Here is a 21967-nt window from a genome sequence, read left to right on the forward strand (position 1 = left end):
GCGGGGGCGCGCCCCGGGGCTTCCCCCCTACCCCCGGGCGGCGCCGGCGGGGGGGGCCCCACCCCCCCGCGTCCGCTGTGACTACGGCAGCCGCCCCAGCCACTCCCGGACGGCGTCGGCGGTCGTCGCCGCATGCGCCTCCAGCATGGTGAAGTGATCCCCCTCGACGTCGACCGTGTCATGCGGCAACGCCCAGCCGGACCGCCATCCGTCCCGATCACGCCACGCTTCCAGCGGCTCCGCCGCCCGCACCAGCAACGTCGGCACCTCGGTCGGCGCGGGCACGTAGCCGGCGAACAGACGCAGGTAAGCGCCCATCGCGGTGAGCCGCGTGTCGTCACCGAGGTCGCCGGTGAGCCGGTCGCGGATGCCGTCCAGTGCGTGTTCGTCCTGCGGGTAGACGTCGATCAGCACGAGCGCGCGGGGCGCGGCGCCCGCCTCCTCCAGATGCCTCGCCAGCGCGTGGGCGAGCGGGCCGCCCGACGAGTGGGCCACCAGCACCACCGGGTCGCCGGCTTCGCGGAGGATCGCGTCCGCCTGCGCGTGGAGGACCGCCTCGATCGAGTCCGGCAGCGGCTGCCCGTGCCCGAATCCGGGCACCGGAACGACGGAAACGTCCTGCACGTCCCGGAACGGCGCGGCGAAGCGCGCGTATTCGTGCGCGCCCGAGCCGATCAGCAGGGAGGGGACGCAGACCAGTTCCGGGCCGGACGGGCCTTTCGCGAGCCGGACCGGTTGCAGGTTCTGGTCCGGCGCGGTGTCGACGGTGAACGACGGCCGGTAGCGCGACGCCTGCGCGGCCAGCGCGACGAATTGCGCGACCTCGCCGAGTTCGACAGCGCGGGCGAACATCGCGCCGAAGACGCCCGTGGCCGGTGTCTCGGGCTGCCGGCCGGGGGCCGAGAAGTCACCGGAGATCCGTTCCGCGACGGCGAGCGGCGTCGGGTGGTCGAAGACCAGCGACGGCGGCAGCCGCAGGCCGGTCGAGGCCGCCAGCCGGTTGCGCAGGTCGACGGCGGTGAGCGAGTCGAAGCCGAGTTCGAGGAAGGCGGCCCCGGCGTCGATGGCGCCGGCACCGTCGTGGCCGAGAACGGCCGCGACCTGGCCGCGCACCAGTTCCAGGATCTCCTTGTCACGGGCGTCCGTGTCGAGTGCGGCGAGCCGTGCGCGGAACGCGCCGCCACCGTCGGGCGCGCGCCGGGCACGAGCACGGACGAGTCCGCGCAGCAACGGCGGGATCTCCTCGGCGCGGAGCGCGGTGAGGTCGAGCCGCATCGGGACGGACAGCGTCCGCCCGGTGGCGAGCGCGGCGTCGAACAGATCCAGACCCTCCTCTGTGGACAGTCCGGTGAGCCCGGCCCTCGCCATCCGGTCGACGTCGGCGGAACCGGTCATGGCGCTGGTGGTCGCCCACAGGCCCCACGCCAGCGACGTCGCGGCGGCGCCGTCCGCCCTGCGGCGTTCCATCAGCGCGTCCACGAAGGCGTTGGCCGCGGCGTAACCGGACTGACCCGGGTTGCCGAAGACCCCGGCCGCCGAGGAGAACATCACGAACGGCGCGGCATCGGGCAGGAGTTCGTGCAGGTTCACCGCGGCGTCCACCTTCGGCGCGAGGACCCGGTCGAGCCGCTCAGGAGTCTGCGCGGTGATCAGGCCGTCGTCGAGGACACCGGCGGCGTGCACCACACCGGTCACCGGATGCGCGGCCAGCACCTGGCTCAGCGCCTCCCGGTCGGCCGCGTCGCACGCCAGGATCCGGACCTCGGCGCCCAGCCCGGCGAGTTCGTCCGCCAGCTCCGCCGCGCCGGGCGCGGACGCGCCGGAACGGCTCAGCAGCACGAGCGAACGCACGCCGTGCGTCACCACGAGATGTTTCGCGACGGCCGCGCCGAGAAGGCCGGTGCCGCCGGTGATCAGCACGACGTCGCTCTCGCTCCACGGCCGCGCCGGGCCGGGCTCGGGGACCCGGACGAGCCTCGGGACGAAGCTGACCCCGTCGCGAACCACGACCTGCGCTTCCCCGGCGGGCAACGCGGCCGGGACGTCACCGTCCACGAGCACGAACCGGCCGGGGTGCTCGGACTGCGCCGAGCGCACGAGCCCCCATACCGCGGCCGCCACCGGATCCGGGCGCTCGGTGGCGATCCCGCCTCGGGTGGCCATCACGAGCGGCCCGTCCCCGGGTTCGTCGAGCCACGTCCGGACGCGTTCGAGCGCCGCGGCCAGCACGGTGCGGAGATCCCCGGACTCGCAGTGCCACACCGTCGCGTCGTGCGGTTCGGTCGCGCCCGCGGGCACCCAGTCCAGGCCGAACAGGGACTCGCGATACCCGCCGAGACCGGAGACGGACACCGGCCGCAGCAGCAGGCCGTCCACGTCGGCGACCGGCAGGCCTTCGGCGTCGGCGACGGTCAGCGCGACGCCGTCCGCCGACGGCCGCAGCCGCACCCGCAGGGCCGTCGCGCCCCGCGACCACAGCCGGACCCCGGAGAACGCGAACGGAAGCCGAAGCCCCTCCGCGTCCTCGGGAAGCACACCCAGCGCGATCCCGTGGAGTGCGCCGTCCAGCAACGCGGGATGCAGGCCGAAGGCCGGAGCGTCGCCGGTCTGGGCCTCAGGCAGGTCGATTTCGGCGAAGACCTCGTTCTCGCGACGCCAAGCGGCGCGAAGTCCTTGGAACGCCGGGCCGTATTCGAGGCCCGCGTCCGCGAGTTCGTCGTACAGCGCCTCGACGCCGACGCGTTCCGCCCCGGACGGCGGCCACTCGGCGAGCGGCGTGGGCACGCCGTCCGTTTCGGGCAGCAGTACGCCGTGGGCGTGCCGGGTCCAGGGCTCGTCGCCGCGGCGGGAGTACACGCCGGCCTCGCGGCGGCCGTCGATGTCCGCGTCGCCGAGTTCGACCGAGAGCCGGACGTCGGTGCCTTCTTCGAGCACGAGCGGGGCTTCCAAGGTCAGTTCGTCGAGCATCGTGCAGTCCACCTGAGCACCGGCGGCCAGCGCGAGCTCCACGAAGGCGGTGCCGGGCACCAGCACCGTCCCGGACACGGCGTGATCGGCGAGCCAGGGATGGGTTTCCAGCGAGATCCGGCCGGTGTACAGCAGGCCGCCGGTCCCGGGGACCGCGACGACCGCGCCGAGCAGCGGGTGGTCCACCACGGTCTGCCCGAACGCCGACGCGTCCCCCGCGGCGGTTCCGGCTTCGAGCCAGAACCGCTTGCGCTGGAACGGATACGTCGGCAGATCGACCCATTCCGTCGCCGGGAGGATCGAAGACCACTCCGGGCTCAGACCGTGCACATGCGCTTCGGCCAGCGACAGGACGAACCGCTCCGCACCACCCTCACCCCGGCGCAAACTCCCCAACGCCACAACATCTTCACTGATCCCAGGCACCAAAACCGGATGCGGGCTCGTCTCCACGAAGAACCGGAAACCGTTCTCCACCAACCGATCCACCGTCCGCGCGAACTGAACCGTCCCCCGCAGATTCCGGAACCAATACGCCGCGTCCACAGCCTCATCGAGAGGCTCACCCGTCACCGTCGAATAAAACGGAATCACCGGAGCCTGCGGCGAAATACCGCCCAACGCCGACACCACATCGTGTTCGATCGCGTCGACATGCGCCGAATGCGACGCGTAATCCACCGGAATCCGCTTCGCCCGCACATCCAGCAGCTCACACCGCTTGATCAGCGCATCCAAACCAGCGACATCCCCCGACACCACCACCGACGCGGGGCCATTCACCGCCGCCACCGACACACCCTCGGGCAACAACTCCCGCACCCGGCCCTCCGCCGCGGCAACCGACACCATGCCACCAAGACCCGACAACGCCAGAATCGCCTTACTCCGCAAACAAACCACCCGCGCCGCGTCATCCAACGACAACGCACCCGCCACACACGCAGCAGCGATCTCACCCTGCGAATGACCCACCACCGCAGCAGGCTCCACACCACACGCCCGCCACAACCGCGCCAACGACACCATCACCGCGAACAAAACAGGCTGCACCACATCAACCCGCTCCAACGCAGCCGCATCCGACAACACCTCGGACAACCGCCAGTCCACAAAGGACGCCAAAGCCTTCTCACACTCGGCCATCGACTCCGCGAACACCGGAGCCGACAACAAAAGCTCCTCCGCCATCCCCGCCCACTGCGAACCCTGACCCGGGAACACAAAGACGGCCTTGCCCGACTGCGCGACACCTTCGGCCAGAAGGCTCGACGGCTCTCCGGCGGCGAGCGCGTCCAGTGCGGCGCGCGGGTCACCGACGATGGCCGCCCGGTGCGCGAACAGCGGCCGCGCGGCCAGCGTGGCGGCGGCACCCGGAAGCTCCACAGAGGACCGAAGCTGAGCGGCACGCGCCCGGAGAGCTTCCGGTGTCCGGGCCGACAGCAGCCACGGCGTCGCACCGGTCACCACCGGCTGCCGGGGTTCGGCCTCTTCCGCGGCCGGGGCGGCTTCGAGGACGACGTGCGCGTTCGTGCCGCTGATACCGAACGACGACACGGCGGCTCGGCGAGGACGGTCGAGTTCGGGCCACGGCCGCGCCTCGGCCAGCAGGGAGACCGCACCCGCGCTCCAGTCCACATGCGACGACGGCGTCTCCGCGTGCAGGCTCCGGGGCAGGATCCCGGTTCGCAGTGCCTGCACCATTTTGATGATCCCGGCGACCCCGGCCGCGGCCTGCGTGTGCCCGAGGTTCGACTTGATCGACCCGAGCCACAGCGGCCGATCGGCCGGCCTGCCCTTGCCGTAGGTCGCGAGCAACGCCTGCGCCTCGATCGGGTCGCCCAGGGTGGTGCCGGTTCCGTGCGCCTCGACGACGTCGACGTCCGCCGTCGTCAGCCGGGCGTCGGCGAGCGCCTCGCGGATCACCCGCTGCTGGGACGGGCCGTTCGGGGCGGTCAGGCCGTTCGACGCGCCGTCCTGGTTCACCGCCGATCCGCGCAGGACCGCGAGAACCGGATGGCCGTTGCGCCGCGCGTCGGAAAGCCGCTCCACCAGCAGCATCCCGACGCCCTCGGCCCAGCCGGTGCCGTCCGCCTCTTCGGCGAAGGGTTTGCAGCGGCCGTCCGGGGCCATTCCGCGCTGACGGCTGAACTCCACGAAGGTTCCAGGGGTGAACATCACCGTCACCCCGCCGGAGAGCGCGAGGTCGCACTCGCCCCTCCGCAACGCCTGCGCGGCGAGATGCAGGGTCACCAGCGACGACGAGCACGCGGTGTCCACGGTGAGCGCCGGACCTTCGAACCCGAAAGTGTAGGAAACCCGCCCGGACGCGATACTGCCGGAGTTCCCGGTGCCGAGATAGCCACCGACCTCGTCGGGGATCTCGGTCAGCCCGGAAACGTAGTCGTGGTACATCAGCCCGGCGAACACCCCGGTCCGGCTGCCCTTCAGCGAACCCGGATCGATCCCCGCCCGCTCGATGGCCTCCCACGACGTCTCCAGCAGGAGCCGCTGCTGAGGATCCATCGCGAGCGCCTCGCGCGGTGAGATCCCGAAGAACGCCGGGTCGAACTCGGCGACGTCGTGCAGGAAACCGCCCTGCGAAACGTAACTCGTGCCCTGCTTGTCCGGGTCCGGGTCGTACAGCGCTTCGAGGTCCCAGCCACGGTCGACGGGGAATCCGCTGATCCCGTCGCCGCCGGTTTCGACCATCCGCCACAGGTCCTCGGGCGAGGTGATCCCGCCGGGATAGCGGCAGGCCATCCCGACGATGGCGATCGGTTCGCTGCCCGCGGATTCGGTTTCCTTCAAGCGTTTGCGGGTTTCGTGGAGATCCGCGGTGACCTGCTTGAGGAAGTACCGGAGTTTGTCCTCGGTGTCTTTCATTTCCGCCCCCAAGTCAGGAGATCCCGAGTTCCTTGCCGATGAATTCGAACATTTCGTCGTCCGAGGCGTCTTCGAGCCGATCCGCCACGGATTCGGTGCCCTCGCCCGGATCGCAGGCCGCGAGCAGGGCGCGCAGCCGGTCCTTGACCTTGCCGCGGATCGCGTCGTCCGGGGTTCCCCCGGCGAACGCGGCCTCCAGCCGGTCGAGTTCCGCCAGCACCCCCAGCGGCGGTGGCGCGTCGTCCACGACGATCTCCGCGCCGACCAGTTCCGCCACCGCGGCGGTGGTCGGATGGTCGAAGACCAGTGTGGCGGGCAGCCGCAGGCCGGTGGCCTCGTTGACCCGGTTGCGCAGTTCGACCGCGGCGAGCGAGTCGAACCCGAGTTCCGTGAACGCCTTGTCCGGGTCGACCTGCTCGGGACCGGCGTGCCCAAGGACCGCGGCGACGTGGGTCGCGACGAGGTTCAGCAGTGCCGCGGCGCGTTCCTCCCCGGTCATCCCGGCCAGTTCGGCCTTGAGCGCGTCCCCGGTCGGCGAACCGGCGGTCTCGGCGCGTTTGCCGGTACCGCGGATCAGGCCGCGCAGCAGGGGCGGGACGTCGGTGCCGAGGCCTGCCCGCAGGGTGGCGAGGTCCAGCCGCATCGGCAACAGGACCGGTTCGGCCGCCGTCACCGCGAGGTCGAACAACGCCAGTCCCTCCTCTGTGGACAGTGCGCCCGCGCCGGAGGCCGTCATCCGGTCCAGGTCGCGTCCGGACATGCCGCCCGCCATCCCGTCACCGGCCCAGAGGCCCCAGGCGAGCGACGTCGCGGGCAGCCCCTGCGCACGGCGATGCCGGGCGAGCGCGTCGAGGAACGCGTTGGCCGCCGCGTAGTTCGCCTGTCCCGGATTGCCGAAGGTGCCCGCCGCGGAGGAGAACAGCACGAACTCGTCGACGTCGCCCGCCAGTTCGTGCAGGTTCACCGCGGCGTCGACCTTCGGCCGCAGGACGGCGTCGAGACGTTCCGGGGTGAGTCCGTCGAGGACGACGTCGTCGAGCACACCGGCGGCGTGCACGACTCCGGTCACCGGATGCTCGGCCAGAAGGCGTTGCAGCGCTTCGCGGTCGGCCGCGTCGCAAGCGACCACCGCGACCTCGGCACCCAGGCCGCGTAGTTCGTCGGCCAGTTCGCCCGCGCCCGGCGCGTCCGGGCCGCGGCGTCCGGCGAGCACCAGCCGGGTCTTCCCGTGCGCGGTGACCAGATGCCGGGCCAGTGCCGCGCCGAGCGCCCCGGTGCCGCCGGTGATCAGCACGGCCCCGTCGGTCGGCGCCTTGTCTTCCGCGGCCGTCACGGCCGGTTTGACCAGCCGCGGCGCTTTCACCGCTCCCTCGCGCAACTCCAGCTGCGGTTCGCCGGAGGCGAGGGCGGGCAGCAGCACACGATACGACGCGTCCTGTTCGTCGAGGTCGACCAGCACGAACCGGCCGGGATGTTCGGACTGCGCCGAGCGGACCAGGCCCCAGATCACCGCCTGCGCCGGTTCGTCGACCGCGCCGCCGGTGACCAGCACCAGCCGGGAACCGGCGAACCGGTCCTCGGCCAGCCACGCACGGACCAGCTCCAGCGCCCGGTGGGCGGCGGTGTGCGCGGCGTCGGCCAGCCCTTGGCGGTGGTCCGGCGCGCAGGACACGAAGACCAGTTCGGGCACGCGGTCCATCGCCCCGGCCAGGGCGGCGAGATCCGCGTAGGCCTGTCCGCGATAGCCGGCGGCCGTGAGCGCGGCGTCGAGTTTGTAGTCGTCGACACCGACGACGGCCCAGCTCGCGGCCACCGCGGCGGTGGGATCGAGCGCGACCGGCGCCCAGGCCAGGCCGAACAGCGACTCGTGGACGCCCTGTCGCCCGCCGATCTGTTCCAGCGAGACGGGGCGCAGCGTCAGAGCGTCCACAGTGGCCACCAGCCTGCCGGTCTCGTCCGCGGCGACCAGGGAGACCGCGTTCTCCCCCGCCGGGGACAGCCGGACGCGCAGGGCACGCGCACCGGAGGCGTGGAGCCGGACGCCGGACCAGGCGAACGGCAGGCGCACGCGGCCGGCCGCCACATCGGCCTCCTGCTGGCCACCTTCCGCGAAGCCCAGGGCGTGCAAGGCGGCGTCGAGCAACGCCGGATGCAGGCCGAAGCCGTCGGTCGTGGTGTCCTCGGGGAGGTCGACCTCGGCCCAGATGTCGTCGCCTCGCCGCCGGGCGGAGCGGAGTCCCTGGAAGACCGGGCCGTACTCGAGCCCGGCGGCGGCCAATCCGTCGTAGAGGCCGTCGGTTTCGACGGTCTCGGCGTCGGCGGCCGCCCATGCCGAGAGATCGAACGGCGCGCTCGCCGCCAGGGGCGACACGGTCCCGGTGGCGTGGCGGATCCAGTCGCCCTCGTCGGGGCGGGAGTAGACGTCCAGCGCGCGCCTGCCGGACTCGTCCGGTGCGGCGGCGACGATCCGCAGCGCCGTGCCGCCGTGGTCCGGCAGCACCAGCGGCGCTTCCAGGGTCAGTTCGTCGATGGCCGCGCAGCCGGTCAGCTCCCCGGCCCGCAACGCGAGTTCGACGAACGCCGTACCCGGCAGGAGGGTCGTCCCGGCGACGACGTGGTCGGCCAGCCACGGCTGGTCCTGCACCGACAGCCTGCCGGTGAACAGCACCGCGTCGCTGTCCGGCGCCTCGACCGCCGCACCGAGCAGCGGATGCCCGGCGGGCGACTGCCCCAGCCCGGTGACGTCGCCGACCGCGGGCGCGGCGGGCCGCAGCCAGAACCGCTCGTGCTGGAAGGCGTAGGTGGGCAGATCGATCTTCCGGCCGGGGAGCGCCTTCGCCCAGTCGACCCGGGCACCGTCGACGTGCAACCGCGCGAGCGCGGTGACGAACGACTCGACGTCGGATCGCCCGGCGCGCGCCGACGGCACGAACAGCGGAGCGTCCACTGTGGACTCGTTCGTGACGCAGTGCTCGCCGAGGGCGGTCAGCGGCGCGTCCGGGCCGAGTTCCAGATAGCGCCGGACGCCGTGCGCCTCCAGGGTCCGGACCGCGTCGCAGAACCGGACCGCGTCCCGCACGTGCCGGACCCAGTACTCGCTCGATCGTGCCTGGTCGCCGGTCAGCGGCTCGCCGGTCAGCGTGGACACCACCGGGATCTCCGGTTCGGCGGCCTGGATCCCGTCGAGCACGGCGCGGAATTCGCCGAGCATCCCGTCCATGAGCGGCGAGTGGAACGCGTGGCTCACGGTGAGCCGTTTGGTCTTGCGGCCGCGTTCGGCGAACCCGGCGGCCAGCGCGGTCACGGCGGCGTCTTCGCCGGAGACGACCACCGACACCGGGCCGTTGATCGCGGCGATCGACACGGTCTCGTCGTCGATCAGCGGCCGGATCTCCTCCTCGGTGGCCTGGACGGCGATCATCGCGCCGCCCGGAGGCAGCGCCTGCATGAGCCTGCCGCGCGCGGCGACCACGGTGCAGGCGTCCTCCAGCGACCAGACCCCGGCGACGTGGGCCGCCGCCAGTTCCCCGATCGAATGCCCCGCCAGGAAGTCCGGCCGGACGCCCCGGCTTTCGGCGAGCCGGAACAGCGCGACCTCGAAGGCGAACATCGCGCACTGGGTGTATTCGGTGCGGTCGACCAGGTCACCGGCGAGCGCCTCGCGCAGCGGACGGTCCAGCAGGGCGTCGAAACGCGCGCAGATCTCGTCGAAGGCTTGAGCGAAGACGGGGAAGGCGGCCGAGAGCTCGTCGGCCATCCCGGCGCGCTGGCTGCCCTGGCCGGTGAAGAGGAACGCGAGTTTCCCGCCCGGTTTCGCGACCCCGGTGACGAAGCCGCCCGGTTCTCCCCCGGCCAGCGCGGCCAGCGCGTCGAGCAGTCCGTCGCGGTCCCCGGCGGTGACCACCGCGCGGTGCTCGAAAAGTCCCCGTGTCGCGAGGGTGTGCGCGACGTCGGCGAGTTCGGGCGCGTCTCCGGTCAGCAACCGGGCACGCACCCTGGCCGCCTGGCCACGCAAAGCGTCCTGGGTCTTGGCGGACAACGGGAACGCGAGCACGTCCGGCCGCTCGACCGGCGCCGCGTCCTCGACGCCGTCCACTTCGAGGACGGCGTGAGCGTTGGTCCCGCTGATCCCGAACGACGACACCCCGGCCCGTCGCGGGCGTCCGGTGTCCGGCCACTCCCGTGTTTCGGTGAGCAGGGAAACGGCGCCTTCGGTCCAGTCCACATGGGACGAAGGCTCGTCGACATGCAACGTCCTGGGCAGCACGCCGTGGCGCATCGCCTCGACCATCTTGATCACACCCGCGACACCGGCGGCGGCCTGTGTGTGGCCGAGGTTGGACTTCACCGAACCCAGCCACAACGGCTCCTCACGATCCTGCCCATAGGTGGCCAGCAGGGCCTGTGCCTCGATCGGATCACCGAGTGTCGTCCCGGTCCCGTGCGCCTCGACGGCGTCCACATCGGACGGACGCAAGCCAGCCTGTGCCAGTGCCTGACGGATCACGCGTTGCTGCGACGGCCCATTCGGCGCAGTGAGCCCGTTCGACGCGCCGTCCTGGTTCACCGCCGTGCCCCGCAGGACGGCCAGCACCCGCCTGCCGTTGCGGCGGGCGTCCGAAAGCCGTTCCAGCAGCAGCATGCCGACGCCTTCACCCCAGGCCGTGCCGTCCGCCGTTTCGGAGAACGCCTTGATCCGGCCGTCGGGCGCCATCCCGCGCTGGCGGCTGAACTCGATGAAGGTGTCCGGAGTGGACATCACCGCGACACCGCCGGCCAGTGCCAGGCCGCATTCGCCCTGGCGCAGCGCCTGCGCCGCCAGATGCATCGCGACCAGCGACGACGAACAGGCCGTGTCGATGCTGACCGCCGGACCCTCCAGCCCGAAGGCGTAGGCGAGGCGCCCCGAGATCACGCTGCCCGAGTTCCCTGTGCCGAGGTATCCCTCCAGATCCGCCGGGATCTCGGTGAGCCGCGAAACGTAGTCGTGGTACATCGCCCCGGCGAAGACGCCGGTCGCGGAACCGCGCAGGGTGGCCGGGTCGATCCCGGCGCGTTCGAAGGCTTCCCAGGACGTCTCCAGCAGCAACCGCTGCTGCGGGTCCATCGCCAGCGCCTCACGCGGCGAGATCCCGAAGAACCCGGGGTCGAAGTCCCCGGCGTCGTGCAGGAATCCGCCGTACCGGGTGCAGGAGGTGCCGGGCCTGCCGACGTCGGGGTCGTACAGGCCTTCGACGTCCCATCCCCGGTCCGCCGGGAACGGCGTGATGCCGTCGCGGCCTTCGCTGACCAGACGCCAGAGGTCTTCCGGCGAGCGGACCCCGCCGGGGAACCGGCAGGCCATGCCGACGATGGCGATCGGTTCGTCGACCGGTGCCGTGGTGACGGCGGCGGCCGTTACCGTGCCGCCGGACAGTTCCTCCCGCAGCCGGGAGACCACCGCGTCGGAGCTCGGGTGGTCGAACACGAGGGTCGCGGGCAGGCGCAGCCCGGTCGCGGAGTTCAGCCGGTTCCGCAGGTCCACCGACGTGAGCGAATCGAAGCCGAGTTCGGTGAACGCCCGGTCCGACGGAACGTCCTCCGGGCCGGAGTAGCCCAGCACCGCGGCGACCTGTGTCCGCACGAGTTCGAGAAGGCGCGCGTCACGGTCCTCTTCGGACAGTCCCGCGAGCTGCCGCTTCCACGCCGACGCCCCGGCGGAGCGCCGCGCGGGCGCCTTGATCAGCCCGCGCAGCAGGGACGGCACGTCGGAGCCGAGTTCGGCGCGGAGCGCGGCGACGTCGAGCTTCATCGGCAGGACGACGCCGTCACCCGCGGTGTCGAACAGGCGCAGCCCTTCTTCGGTGGTGAGGCCGGAGCCGGTGAGCCTGGCGACGGCGGCGGAAGCGTCCATCCCGTCGTCGGTGTCCCACAGGCCCCAGGCCAGTGACCGGGCCGGGAGCCCGTTGGCCAGCCGGTGCTGTGCCAGCGCGTCGAGGAAGGCGTTCGCCGCGGCGTAGTTCGCCTGCCCGGCGTTGCCGAACGTGCCCGCCGCCGAGGAGAACAGGACGAACTCGTCGACGTCACCCGCCAGCTCGTGCAGGTTCAGCGCCGCGTCGACCTTGGGCCGCAGGACGGCGTCGAACCGTTCGGGGGTCAGGCTGTGGAGAAGGCCGTCGTCGAGGACACCGGCCGCGTGCACCACGGCGGTGAGCGGATGCCCGGGGTCGATCCCGGCCAGCAGCTCCGCTAGGGCTTCCCGGTCGGCGACGTCGCAGGACTCCAGTACCGCGGAGGCGCCGAGCCCGGCCAGTTCGGCCAGCAGGTCCTCGGCGCCGGGGGCGGTCGCCCCGCTGCGGCTGACCAGGAGCAGGTGCCGCACGCCGTGTCCGGAGATCAGGTGCCGGGCCAGCGACCGGCCCAGCGCGCCGGTGGCCCCGGTGAGCAGGACGGTCCCCGCCGGGTCGAAACGCGGTGTGGCACTGGAAGGCACGCTCTTCACCAGACGCGGCGCCCACAGCTTCCCGTCCCGGACGGCGAGCTGCGCTTCGCCGGTGGCGACGGCCTCCGCCAGGTCCGCCGTGTCTGTGTCGGTGTCGGTGTCGACGAGTACGATCCGGCCCGGGTGCTCGGACTGCGCCGACCGCACCAGCCCCCAGACGGCGGCGCGGGCGAGATCACGCGGGTCCTCCCCCGCCACCGACACGGCGCCGCTGGTAAGGACGACCAAGGTGGCGTCGCTTTCGTCGGCGAGCCAGGATTGGAGCGCCGCAAGCGTTTGCGCGGTCGCTTCATGCACGTCTGACGCAGTGTCCACTTCGGACCGGACGACATATGCGCTGTCCGCGGCACGGGCGCGGACCGGGACCCACTCCACCCGGAACAGCGAGTCGGCGCCGCCACCGAACGCGGCGGGGTCGACCCGGCGGACGGTCAGCCCGGCGACGGTCGCCACCGGCGCCCCCGCCCCGTCCGCGATCGCCAGGGAGAGCGTGTCGTCCTTCGCGGTGAGCCGGACGCGCAGGCTCGTGGCGCCGAGCCCGGTGAACGAGACACCCGACCACAGGAAGGGCAGCCGGGCCCCGCCTTCGGTGCTCAGCGCGCCGAGCCCGGCGGTGTGCAGGGCAGCGTCCAGCAGCGCCGGGTGCAGGCCGAACCGGGCGGCGTCGCCGTGGTGACGTTCGTCGAGGTCGATCTCGGCGTACACCGTGGTGCCGTCGCGCCAGGCGGCGCGGACACCTTGGAACACCGGGCCGTAGTTCAGGCCCGCACCGGCGAGCGCGTCGTACAGGCCGTCGACGTCGGTCTCCTCGGCGGCGGGCGGCCACGACGTCAGGTCGGTGGGGGCGGCGCCGGTGTCCTCGGTCAGCGTCCCGACCGCGTGGCGGATCCAGGGTTCGTCGTCGTCGGCGCGGGAATGCACGCTGACCGCGCACGCGCCGGTGTCGTCCGGTTCGCGGACCCACACGCGCAGCTCGACACCGCCGTGCTCCGGCAGGACCAGCGGGCTCTCCAGGGTGAGTTCGTCGAGGACGACGTGGCCGTGCCGCCGTCCGGCGGCGAGCGCCAGATCGACGAACGCGGTTCCGGGCAGGAGCACGGTCTCCCCGACGGCATGGTCGGCGAGCCAGGGCTGGGCCGAGAGCGACAGCCTGCCGGTGAAGACGGTCCCGCCGGAATCCGGCAGGGTCACCGCGCCACCCAGCAGCGGATGCCCGGCGTCGGCCAGTCCCGCCGCGGTCAGATCGCCGGCCGCGGCGCCCGCGTCGAGCCAGAACTCCGTGCGCTGGAAGGCATACGTGGGCAGATCCACCCGGCGGGCACCGGCGCACAACGGGCCCCAGTCGACGTCGGCGCCGTGGACGTGCAGTCCGGCCACCGCCGTCAGCAGGGTCGTCACCTCGGGTTTGTCGCGTCGCAGGGCGGGGACGACGACCGCGTCCTCCAGGCTGTCCTGGGCCATCGCGGTCAGCACGCCGTCCGGACCGATCTCCAGGAACCGCGTGACACCCTCGGCTTCCAGGAACTTCACCGAATCGTGGAACCGCACCGCGTCACGGACGTGACGGACCCAATAGTCCGAAGTGGACACATCGACAAGAGCACCCGACACGATCGGAATCCGCGGCGCCGCATACGACAGGCCGTCGGCGATCACGCGGAACTCTTCCAGCATCGGCTCCATCAACGGCGAGTGGAACGCGTGACTCACCACGAGCCGTTTGTGCTTCCGGCCCTCGAACCGAGAGACCACAGCGGCGACGGCGTCCTCGTCACCCGAGACGACCACCGACTCCGGACCGTTGATCGCCGCCAACGACACCCGATCGGTAAGGAAAGGTGTCACCTCGGCCTCGGTCACCCTCAGCGCCACCATCGCGCCGCCCGTGGGCAAGGCCTGCATCAACCGGCCCCGCGCCGACACCAGCTTGGCGGCATCGTCGAGGGAAAGCACACCCGCGACATGAGCCGCCGCGATCTCCCCGACCGAATGCCCGGCCAGGAAGTCCGGCCGGATGCCCCAGCTCTCCACCAGTCGGAAGAGCGCCACCTCGATCGCGAACAACGCGCACTGCGTGTTCGCGGTCTGATTCAGCTCCTCGGCCGTCAGTTCCTTGATCGGCCGCTCGAACCGCGACGAGACCTCATCGAAGACCTCGGCGAACACCGGGAAACGCTCGGCCAGCTCACGACCCATCCCGAGCCGCTGGCTGCCCTGACCGGTGAACAGGAACGCCGTCCGGCCGGTGTGCCGCGCCGTTCCCCGGACGATCCCCTCGGCGGTCTCGCCGTGCGCGAGCGCGTCCAGGGCGGCCAGGAGACCGTCGCGGTCACCGGCCACGAGCGCGGCCCGGTGCTCCAGGTCCGCCCGCGCCGCGAGGGAGAGCGCGACGTCCGCCGCGCTCAGGCCGGGAGTGGCCAGCAGGTGGTCGTGGAGGCGGGCCGCCTGCGCGCGCAACGCTTCCTCGGTCTTGCCGGACAGCGGCCACGGCGCGACATCCGGGCTTCCGGACGCGGCGGCTTCCGGCTCGACGGCCTCGATGATGGTGTGCGCGTTGGTCCCGCTGATCCCGAACGACGACACCCCGGCGCGTCGCGGGCGTCCGGTGTCCGGCCACTCTCGCGGTTCGCTGAGCAGGGAGACCGCGCCATCGGACCAGTCCACATGGGACGAAGGCTCATCGACATGCAGCGTCCGGGGCAGGATGCCGTGACGCATCGCCTCGACCATCTTGATCACGCCCGCGACACCGGCGGCCGCCTGCGTGTGCCCGAGGTTCGACTTCACCGAACCCAGCCACAACGGCTCCTCACGATCCTGCCCGTAGGTGGCCAGCAGGGCCTGCGCCTCGATCGGGTCCCCCAGAGTCGTTCCCGTACCGTGCGCCTCGACGGCGTCCACATCGGACGGACGCAAGCCAGCCTGTGCCAAAGCCTGACGGATCACGCGCTGCTGCGACGGCCCGTTCGGCGCCGTCAAGCCGTTCGACGCGCCGTCCTGGTTCACCGCCGAGCCGCGGACCACGGCCAGCACCCGGTGGCCGTTGCGGCGGGCGTCCGACAGACGCTCCAGCAGGAGCATGCCGACGCCCTCGCCCCAGCCGGTGCCGTCCGCGGCCTCGGCGAAGGATTTGCACCGGCCGTCGGTGGCCATCCCACGCTGTCGGCTGAACTCGACGAAGGTGTTCGGTGTCGCCATCACGGTCACACCGCCGGCGAGCGCGAGCGAGCATTCACCCTGCCGCAGCGCCTGCCCGGCGAGGTGCATCGCGACCAGCGAGGACGAACAGGCCGTGTCGATGCTCACCGCGGGGCCTTCCAGCCCGAACGTGTAGGCCAGCCGTCCCGAGATCACGCTGCCCGAGTTGCCCGTGCCGAGATAGCCCTCGACGTCCTCCGGCACGGAATTCAGCCGCGCCGCGTAGTCGTGGTACATCACCCCGGCGAAGACGCCGGTCTTGCTTCCCCGCACCGCGTGCGGATCGATCCCGGCGCGTTCGAAGACCTCCCACGACGTCTCCAGCAGCAACCGCTGCTGCGGATCCATCGCCAGCGCCTCGCGCGGCGAGATCCCGAAGAACGCCGCGTCGAATTCGCCCGCGTCGTGCAGGAACCCGCCCTCGCGGGCGTAACTCTTGCCCGCCTTGCCGGGGTCCGCGTCGTAGACGTCGTCCCAGCCCCGGTTGACCGGGAACGACGAGACCCCGTCCCGGCCGGCGGCCACGAGATCCCACAGCTCTTCGGGAGAAGTGACCCCGCCCGGGTAGCGGCAGGCCATGCTGATGATCGCGATCGGCTCGTCGACCGGGCTCGTGCGCACCGGCACGTCGGGTGCCTCGGCGAGTCCGCCCCCGGCGAGCCCCTCCAGCAGGTGCTCGGCGAGCACGAGCGGTGTCGGGTAGTCGAAAACAAGGGTCGCGGCCAGCCGCAGGCCAGTGGCCTCGGTCAGCCGGTTGCGCAGTTCGACCGCCGCCAGCGAGTCGAAGCCGAGCTCCTGGAACGGTTTCCCGGCATCGATCGCCTCCGAACCGAGGTGGCCCAGCACGATGGCGACGTGCGTCCGCACGATCTCCAGCAGTTCCCGGCTCCGTTCGGCCGGGGCGAGCGCGGCCAGCCGGTCGGCGAGCGCGCCGGCCGAACCGGTGACGGCGGCGCGGCGGGTGGGCCGGATCAGGCCGCGCAGCAACGGCGGCACGTCGCCGCCGAGCCGCGCACGCAGCGCGGGCAGATCGAGCCGGATCGGGACGAGCGCGGCGTCGCCGAGCGCCGTCGCGGCGTCGAAGAGCGCCATGCCGTCCTCTGTGGACAGAGCAGGGAAGCCGGGGCGGGAGGCGAGCGAGTCGCCCATTCCGGCGGCCCACATCCCCCACGCCAGTGCCGTGCCGGGCAGGCCGTTCGCGTGCCGATGCCGGGCGAGGGCGTCGAGGAAGGCGTTCGCGGCGGCGTAGTTCGCCTGTCCTTCGTTGCCGAACACTCCGGCGGCGGAGGAGAACAGGACGAGCTCGGTGTCGCCGAGCAGCTCGTGCAGATGTACGGCGGCGTCCACTTTGGACTTCAGGACGGCGGTGAGCCGATCCGGCGTCAGGTCACCGAGGAGGCCGTCGTCCAGCACACCCGCCGCGTGCACGGCGAGGGCGATCGGCTGATCGGCGAGCAGGGCGGCGAGCGCGTCCCGGTCCGCAGCGTCGCAGGCTTCGATCCGGACGTCGGCGCCGAGCGCGGTCAGCTCACGGACGAGGATGTCCGCACCGGGGGCCGCCGCACCGCGACGGCTGGTGAGCAGCAGCCGCCGCACACCGCGCGACCGCACCAGATGCCGGGCGAGGTCCGCGCCGAGCGCGCCGGTGCCGCCGGTGACCAGCACCGTCCCCGCGATGTCGCCGGGTTCGGCGGAGGCACGCGAGGCGCGGACGAGCCGGGCACCGGACAGGACGCCTTCGCGGAGCATGAGTTCGGGTTCACCGGTGGCGACGGCGGCCGCGACGAGTTCGGACGTGGGCTCGGTGTCGATGTCGAGGAGGACGAACCGGTCCGGGAACTCTTCCTGCGCGGTGCGGACGAGACCCCACACGGTGGCCTGCGCCGGATGCGGCACGGCGTCCCCGACGGCACCGCTGGTCAGGAAGACGAGTTTCGGGCCGCCTTGATCGGCACGCACCAGTTCGAGCGCGCGGACCGCGGCCGCGTGGGCGTCGCCGAGCAGGTCGCCGGTGTACCCGGTGAACGAGGCCACGACGTGTTCGGCCGCTTCGGCGGGCATGGCGAGCGGCTGCCAGTCCACCCGGAACAACGCGTCGCGTACCGGGTTCCGGGAGGTGAGAGCGCCCGACGGGACCGCGCGGACGAGGAGGCCGTCGGCGGTGAACACCGGCCGCCCCTCCGGATCCGCGACGGCCAGCGCGATCGTGTCCGGCCCCGCGGGGGTCAGCCGCACGCGGATCGTCGTCGCTCCGAACGCCCTCAGGCTCACGCCGGACCACGAGAACGGGAGCCGGGCTTCGGTGGCGTCCAGTGCGCCGAGTCCGGCGGCGTGCAGGGCCGAGTCGAGCAGGGCCGGGTGGATCCCGAAGCGGGCCGCGTCGGTCTTCTCGGCATCGGCCAGCTCGATTTCGGCGTAGACGGCCGATTCATGGGTCCAGGCGGCGCGGACGCATTGGAAGGCGGGCCCGTAGTCGAGGCCGACCTCGGCGAGCGCGCCGTACAGGCCGTCGATCGCGACCGGCTCCGCGCCTTCGGGCGGCCACGCGGCGAGGCTGAAGTCGGTGTCGGGGAAGCCGGGGGCGAGGACACCGGTGGCGTGGCACGACCATTCGGCGTCGGCGGCCTCGGGGCGGGAGTGGACGCCGACCGTGCGCCTGCCGGTCTCGTCCGGCGCGCCGACGACGAGTTGCAGGCTGAGCGCGTCGTGTTCGGGCAGGACGAGGGGTTCGCGCAGGGTCAGTTCCTCCACGATCCCGCAGTCGACCTTGTCCCCGGCGTGCAGGACGAGGTCGACGAACGCGGTGCCCGGCAGCAGGACGTGTCCCGCGACCACGTGCCCGGCCAGCCACGGCTGCGCGGCGAGGGAAAGCCGCCCGGTGAGCAGCACACCGTGCGCGTCGGCCATCGTGACGACGGCGCCGAGCAGCGGGTGATCGGTGGCGCCCAGGCCGAGGCTCGCCGCGTCACCCTCGGCGTTCAGCGGGCCGTCCAGCCAGAACCGGCGGTGCTGGAAGGCATAGGTGGGCAGGTCGACGCGGCGGGCACCGGCGAGCAGCGGCGTCCAGTCGACGGCCGCCCCGTGGACGTGCAGCGTGGAGACCGCGGCGAGCAGCGTGACGTCTTCCGCGCGGTTGCGGCGCGTGGCCGCGACGACGACCGCGTCCCCCGCGCTTTCCTTGGCCATCGCGGTCAGGACGGCGTCCGGCCCGATCTCCAGGAACCGGGTGACCCCTTCGGCCGCCAGGAACTTCACCGAATCGTGGAACCGCACCGCGTCACGGACATGCCGGACCCAATAGTCCGAAGTGGACACATCGACCTTGCCACCGGACACGATCGGAATCCGCGGCGCCGCGTACGACAGGCTTTCGGCGACCGCGCGGAACTCGTCGAGCATCGGTTCCATCAGCGGAGAATGGAACGCGTGACTCACGGCGAGCCGCTTGTGCTTGCGGTCCCCGAACCGGGACACCACGGCGGCGACAGCGTCTTCGTCGCCGGAAAGGACCACGGACTCCGGGCCGTTGATCGCCGCCAGCGAAACCCGGTCCGTCAGCAGCGGGACGACCTCGGCCTCGGTCGCCTGCAACGCCACCATCGCGCCGCCGGTGGGCAAAGCCTGCATCAGGCGGCCTCGCGCCGACACCAGCTTCACGGCGTCATCGAGACTGAACACGCCCGCGACATGGGCCGCCGCGATCTCGCCGATCGAGTGGCCGGCCAGGAAGTCGGGCTTGACGCCCCAGCTCTCCACCAGCCGGAACAGCGCCACCTCGAAGGCGAACAACGCGCACTGCGTGTTCGCCGTCTGGTTCAGCTCCTCGGTGGACAGTTCGTCGACCGGCAGCTCGAACCGGGCACACAGCTCGCGGAAGGCCTCGGCGAACACCGGGAACCGCTCGGCCAGTTCCCGGCCCATCCCGCGCCGCTGGCTGCCCTGACCGGTGAACAGGAACGCCGTCCGGCCGTCGGCGGCGGCGCCCTGGGCGACCCCGGACGTGGTGGCGCCGGCGGCGAGGATGTCCAGCCCGGCCAGTAGCTGGTCCCGGTCGGCCGCGACGATCGCGCCCCGGTGCTCGTGCAGGACACGGGTGGTGGCGAGCGAGGCGGCGATGTCGGCGACGCTCAGCTCCGGCCGGGCGAGGACGTGCGAGCGCAACCGCGTGACCTGGTCACGCAGCGCGTCCGCGGTCTTGGCGGACAGGATCGCGGGCAGGGCGCCAGTGGGCGGCACGCCCGCGACGTCTTCGCTCTCGGGGGCCTGCTCGATGATGGTGTGCGCGTTGGTGCCGCTGACCCCGAACGAGGAAACGCCGGCGCGGCGGGGCTGCCCGGTCTCGGGCCACTCGCGTGCTTCGGTGAGCAGTTCGACGGCACCGGCCGACCAGTCCACTTTGGACGAAGGATCGTCCGCGTGCAGCGTGCGCGGCAGGACTCCGTGCCGGATCGCCTGCACCATCTTGATCACGCCACCGACGCCGGCGGCGGACTGGGAATGCCCGATGTTCGACTTCAGCGAACCCAGCCACAGCGGCCGGTCCGCGGATTTCTCCCGGCCGTAGGTGGCCAGCAGCGCCTGCGCCTCGATCGGGTCGCCCAGGGTGGTCCCGGTGCCGTGGCCCTCCACGACGTCGACCTGCCCGGCCGAAAGCCGCGCGTTCTCCAGGGCCTGCCGGATGACCCGCTGCTGCGACGGGCCGTTCGGCACGCTGAGACCGCTGCTCGCCCCGTCCTGGTTGACCGCACTGCCGCTGACGACAGCGAGCACCGGGTGGCCGAGCCGCTGCGCGTCGGACAGCTTCTCCACCAGGAGCATCCCGACGCCCTCGGCCCACGACGTGCCGTCCGCTCCGTCCGAATAGGACTTGCAGCGGCCGTCCGCGGCGAGCCCGCGCTGGCGGCTGAAGTCGACGAAAGTGTCCGGTGTGGACATCACCGCGACGCCGCCGGCGAGCGCCATCGTGCATTCGCCCTGCCGCAGCGCCTGCGCCGCCAGATGCAGCGCGACGAGCGAGGACGAGCACGCGGTGTCGATCGTCACCGCCGGGCCCTCCAGCCCGAAGGTGTAGGCGACCCGCCCGGAAACGACGCTGCCCGAGTTCCCGGTGCCGAGGTAGCCCTCGAGCTCCTCCGGGATGGCGGCGAGCCGGGAGACGTAGTCGTGGTACATCACCCCGGCGAACACCCCGGTCCGGCTGCCCCGCAGCGAGCCGGGGTCGATACCCGCGCGTTCGAAGGTCTCCCAGGAGATCTCCAGCAGCAGCCGCTGCTGCGGGTCCATGGCGAGCGCTTCCCTCGGCGAGATCCCGAAGAAGGCCGGGTCGAATTCGCCCGCGCCGTCGAGGAAACCGCCTTCGCGGCAGTACGAGGTGCCGGGCTTCTCCCCCGCCGGGTCGTACAGCGCGGACAGGTCCCAGCCCCGGTCGGCCGGGAACCCGGAGATCCCGTCGCGACCCTCGGCGACCAGCTCCCACAGATCCTCCGGCGACCGCACGCCACCGGGGAACCGGCAGGCCATCCCGATGATGGCGATCGGCTCGTGGCCGCGGTCCTCGGCCTCCTTCAGCCGTCGCCGGGTCTCCCGCAGGTCGGCGGTCGCGCGCTTGAGGTAGTCGAGGTACTTGTCTTCGTTCGCCACGGAAGGGTCTCCCAGTATCAGGCGGGTCAGGACGCGCCGAGTTCGTGATCGAGCAGGTCGAACAGTTCGTCCGCGGTGGCCGACTCCAGCGAGTCGTCCGCCTCGGCGGCGGGCTCGCCGGTCCACGCCGCCAGCAGCGTGCGCAGGCGCGCGGTGACCCCGGCGCGGTCCCCGTTCGCCGGGGCCGCGGTGGCCAGCAACGCTTCGAGCCGGTCGAGCCCGGCGTGCACCGACGCGGTGGTGGCCACCCCTTCGGCGGGCAGTTCGGCCGCGAGGTGCCCGGCGAGCGCGGCCGGGTTGGGGTGGTCGAACACCACCGTCGTCGAGAGTTTCAGCCCGCTCAGCGCGCACAGCTGGTTGCGGAGTTCGACCGCGCTCAGCGAGTCCATCCCGAGTTCGACGAAACCCTTGCCCGGATCGATCGCACCGGCGCCCGGATGACCGAGCGCGGCGGCGACCTGCTCGCGCACCACTTCGAGGACCGCGTCGCCGCGTTCGGCGCCGGTCAGGCCCGCAAGCCTGTCCTGCAACGCCGGACCGGTGGGGGCGGATGCGGCACGCCGGGACGGCGTCCGCACCAGTCCGCGCAGCAACGGTGGCAACGACACGGGATCCACGTCGCGGAGCGAGGACGGCGTCAACGCCATCGGCAGCACCACCGGACCGGCGCCGGAGGCCGCGTCGAACAGGGCGAGCCCGGCTTCCGGGGTCAGCGCGGCGATACCGGTGCGGCCCATCCTGGCCAGGTCGGTGTCGCTCAGTTCGCCCGTCATGCCGCCGTCGGTCGCCCACAGA

Annotated in this window: 2 protein-coding genes and 1 pseudogene; all 3 read right to left on the reverse strand. The window is 72.4% G+C overall.

The window, feature by feature from the left end:
* Positions 1-81 precede the first annotated feature (81 nt).
* Positions 82-804: an alpha/beta fold hydrolase gene (locus ACFWIW_RS21170; protein WP_378370071.1), complete on the reverse strand. Its 723-nt coding sequence runs from the start codon at positions 802-804 to the stop codon at positions 82-84.
* A pseudogene (locus ACFWIW_RS21175) lies at positions 793-5865 on the reverse strand (type I polyketide synthase); the annotation flags it as partial. The pseudogene ACFWIW_RS21175 and the gene ACFWIW_RS21170, both read right to left, overlap by 12 nt.
* Before the next feature lies 1 nt (position 5866).
* Positions 5867-21964 carry an SDR family NAD(P)-dependent oxidoreductase gene (locus ACFWIW_RS21180; protein ID WP_378369997.1) on the reverse strand — a complete coding sequence of 5366 codons (16098 nt, stop codon included), beginning with the start codon at positions 21962-21964 and terminating at the stop codon, positions 5867-5869.
* Between the last annotated feature and the right edge of the window lie 3 nt (positions 21965-21967).

Origin of the sequence: Amycolatopsis sp. NPDC058340, from assembly GCF_042723975.1 — a bacterium.
GTDB lineage: Bacteria > Actinomycetota > Actinomycetes > Mycobacteriales > Pseudonocardiaceae > Amycolatopsis.